Genomic DNA, 3,045 nt, shown 5'->3' with positions numbered 1-3,045 from the left:
CCCTAGAAATTGGAAACAACTTGTTGGATCCCTTGCCACCTTGGGGTGTATTTGTTGAGTCAGTTTCCCTGCAGTGAGGGATCCCTAGGGATGGGGAAAGGACTCAACAGCTTGCGCTGGCTGGCGCGTCAGTATGCGCTTCGAGTTCTGGATGCTGCCGGTATAACCCTCAATGGCTCACAGCCCTGGGATATTCAAGTTCACGACGAGCGGCTCTACCTGCGCTGCCTGCTCTATGGATCCCTGGGCTTTGGCGAGGCCTACATGGAGGGCTGGTGGGATTGCGAGGCCATTGATGAGTTAGTTTGTCGTCTCCTAACTGCCCAGGCACCGCAGCAGGTGGGTTGGCTAACTCAGCCCCTACTTGGGCTGGACAGTCGCCTCATCAACCGCCAGCGGGGCAAGGGGGCATTCGTCATTGGCCAGCGCCACTACGACATTGGCAACGATCTCTATGAGGCCATGCTGGATCGCCGCATGATCTACAGCTGTGCCTATTGGGATGGGGGCGCGCAAACTCTGGATGAAGCCCAAGAAGCTAAGCTTGACCTCATTGCCCGCAAGCTGGAACTCCAACCCGGCATGCGGGTGCTCGACATCGGCTGTGGCTGGGGCGGCACAGCCCAGTACCTGGCCGAACGCTACGGGGTGCAGGTTGTGGGGATTACTGTTTCCAAAGAGCAAGCCAAACTGGCCAGCGAACGCTGCCGCGGCCTGCCGGTCGAGATTCGGTTAGAAGACTATCGCCAGACCCAGGGAAAGTTTGATCGCATCCTTTCTGTCGGCATGTTTGAACATGTTGGCTACCGAAACTACCGAACGTTTATGCAGGTAGCCCGCCGCTTGTTGAACGACAATGGCTTGTTTCTTCTGCACACCATCGGCAGCAACGTGGCCTACCAGGGGCGGGATCCCTGGATTGAGCGCTACATTTTCCCCAACTCGATGCTGCCCTCGCCTCATCTGATTACTGCAGCCTTTGAGGGCTTATTTGTGCTGGAAGACTGGCACAATTTTGGGATCAATTACGTGGCCACCTTAAAAGCCTGGCACGCCAATTTCGAGCAGGCATGGCCAAAATTAGCCGACCGCTACGATGAGCGCTTTCGCCGCATGTGGCGGCTCTATCTCCTGATGAGTGCCGGTAGCTTCAAGGCCCGGGCCAGCCAACTTTGGCAACTGATCCTCTCACCACGGGGAGTAAGTGGCGGCTATCGCTCGCTTCGGTAACGACAGTCCCAAAAGTTTGCAGGTGCCCCTGCGCCCTCGCTGAGTGGGGGTGTTATGATGAGTTTGATTATCATTCTCACTCTAGACAAGCTGAGGGATGCCCGCAGCTCTGCAGCAAATTGTCAATCGCTTCCAGAAGGCCAAGACCTCGCGGCAGAAGTATGAGCTTCTCCTAGCCTATGCCAAGCGCCTGCCACCCTTTCCCGAAGCGGAGAGGAAGGAGGAGAACCTAGTCAGAGGTTGCGCTTCGCGGGTGTGGCTGGCCACCGAGTTTAGGGAGGGCAAGGTCTACATCCAAGGGGATGCCGATGCTCAGTTGGTCAAGGGTTTGGTGGCCATTGTGGTGGAGGGGCTAAGTGGCCTAGCGCCGGAAGAGATTTTGGGGGTTTCCCCAGAGTTTGTGCGGGAGATGGGCCTCAATTTCAGCCTTAGCCCTTCCAGGAGCAACGGTCTGGTGAGCATGTTTTCGATGCTGCGGCAGAGGGCCTTGGCTTTTGGGAAGTCAGTTGCTTCCAGCTCTGCTGTCTCTGTTGTCTTGTGAGGTATTCAGGCTCATGACTGATCAAGCTAACTCTATCCGTTCGGCTCGACCGGTGCGATCGCTGGTCTCGCTGCTGGCCGCCCTCTCGGTCGGGATCCTGGGAAGCCTGCAGATGCGCCAAGAAGAGTCCCGGGCCCAGCAGGGATCCGGCCCCCCAAAGGTGGTGACCACGATTTTGCCGATAACGCAATTTACCCGTGCTGTGGCCGGGGATCGGGCAGAAGTCACGCCACTCCTTCCCCCTCAGATGGGGCCCCACGACTTTCAGGCTCGACCCGAGGAGGTTCGTTTGCTGGCTCAGGCGGATGTGCTGGTGATCAACGGGTTGGGTATGGAAACGTTTTTGGAAGGGTTGATCGCCAGCGCTGGGAACCCCCAATTGCAAATCGTTGACAGCAGCGAAGGGATCCCAACTTTGCGGGCTGAGGAGCCAGAGCATGGGCACTCCCACGGTCACGGCCATGGACACTCTCATGGACACAGTCACGGCCATTCTCACGGGCATGGCCATGGCCACTCTCATGGGCACAGCCACGGCGAGTTTAACCCCCACATTTGGCTGGATCCCAGGCGGGCCATTCAGCAGGTGGAAAATATTCGTGATGGCCTCATCTCTGTAGATCCGGCGGGGGCAGAGATCTACCAGGCCAATGCGGCTGCTTTTATCGAGAAGCTCAAGGCTTTGGATGAGGAGATTGCCGCTCGGCTAGCTCCCTTTGCCGGAAGAAGCTTTGTAGTTTTCCACAACTTTGCTCCCTACTTTGCCGAGCGCTACAACCTCAAGGCTGAGTTTTTGGTGGAGATCCCTGAAGCCAGCCCCTCCCCCGAAGATGTGCGGCGGGTGATGGAGACGGTGCGGGCATCCGGCCTGAAGACGATCCTGGTGGAACCGCAGCTGGGGAGTAACAACCCCTTTGAGGTTTTGGCCAGAGACCTAGGGATCCAAGTTCGCGTTTTCGATCCCATCGAAACCGCTGGCCCTGAGGGGATCGAGCCGGAATATTACCTGACCATCCTGCGGCAAAACGTGGATAATCTGATCTCGGCCTTTGAGAAGGAGACGGCCTTCCTGCCCCTGCAATTGCCGCTGCTGGGCCAAGCTGCTCTCGAACACCTGCTGGCGAGGGGGCGATGATCTCCTGCTCCGGCGAGGTTGTCCTGCGCGTGGAGGGGCTGACGGTCTATCGGGGATCCCGCTTGGCAGTACAGAATGTGTCATTTGAGCTGAGGGCGGGATCCCATACGGCCATTGTCGGCCCCAATGGCGCTGGCAA

3 protein-coding genes are annotated in these 3,045 nt (G+C 57.9%); all 3 read left to right on the top strand.

From position 1 onward, the window contains the following. The first annotated feature begins 54 nt into the window (after window positions 1-54). The 3 genes from cfa (at window position 55) to NW819_RS07965 (ending at window position 2,906) form a co-directional block, all read left to right on the top strand. Window positions 55-1,230, top strand: a complete 1,176-nt coding sequence (cfa, locus tag NW819_RS07975; RefSeq protein ID WP_414413432.1) for a cyclopropane fatty acyl phospholipid synthase — start codon at window positions 55-57, stop codon at window positions 1,228-1,230. Window positions 1,231-1,327: 97 nt separating this feature from the next. After that, complete coding sequence (locus NW819_RS07970) at window positions 1,328-1,771, top strand: SufE family protein (RefSeq protein WP_414329195.1); 444 nt, start codon at window positions 1,328-1,330, stop codon at window positions 1,769-1,771. A gap of 13 nt (window positions 1,772-1,784) precedes the next feature. Beyond that, on the top strand, window positions 1,785-2,906 hold the full coding sequence (locus NW819_RS07965; RefSeq protein ID WP_414413431.1) for a metal ABC transporter solute-binding protein, Zn/Mn family: 1,122 nt from the start codon (window positions 1,785-1,787) through the stop codon (window positions 2,904-2,906). Window positions 2,907-3,045: the final 139 nt, after the last annotated feature.

The sequence above is a fragment of the Synechococcus sp. R8-2 genome, assembly GCF_047461715.1.
In the GTDB taxonomy this organism is placed as follows: Bacteria; Cyanobacteriota; Cyanobacteriia; order Thermostichales; family Thermostichaceae; genus Thermostichus.
Note: the sequence above shows the minus strand (reverse complement) of the source record. Positions and strands in the feature narration are given on the sequence as shown.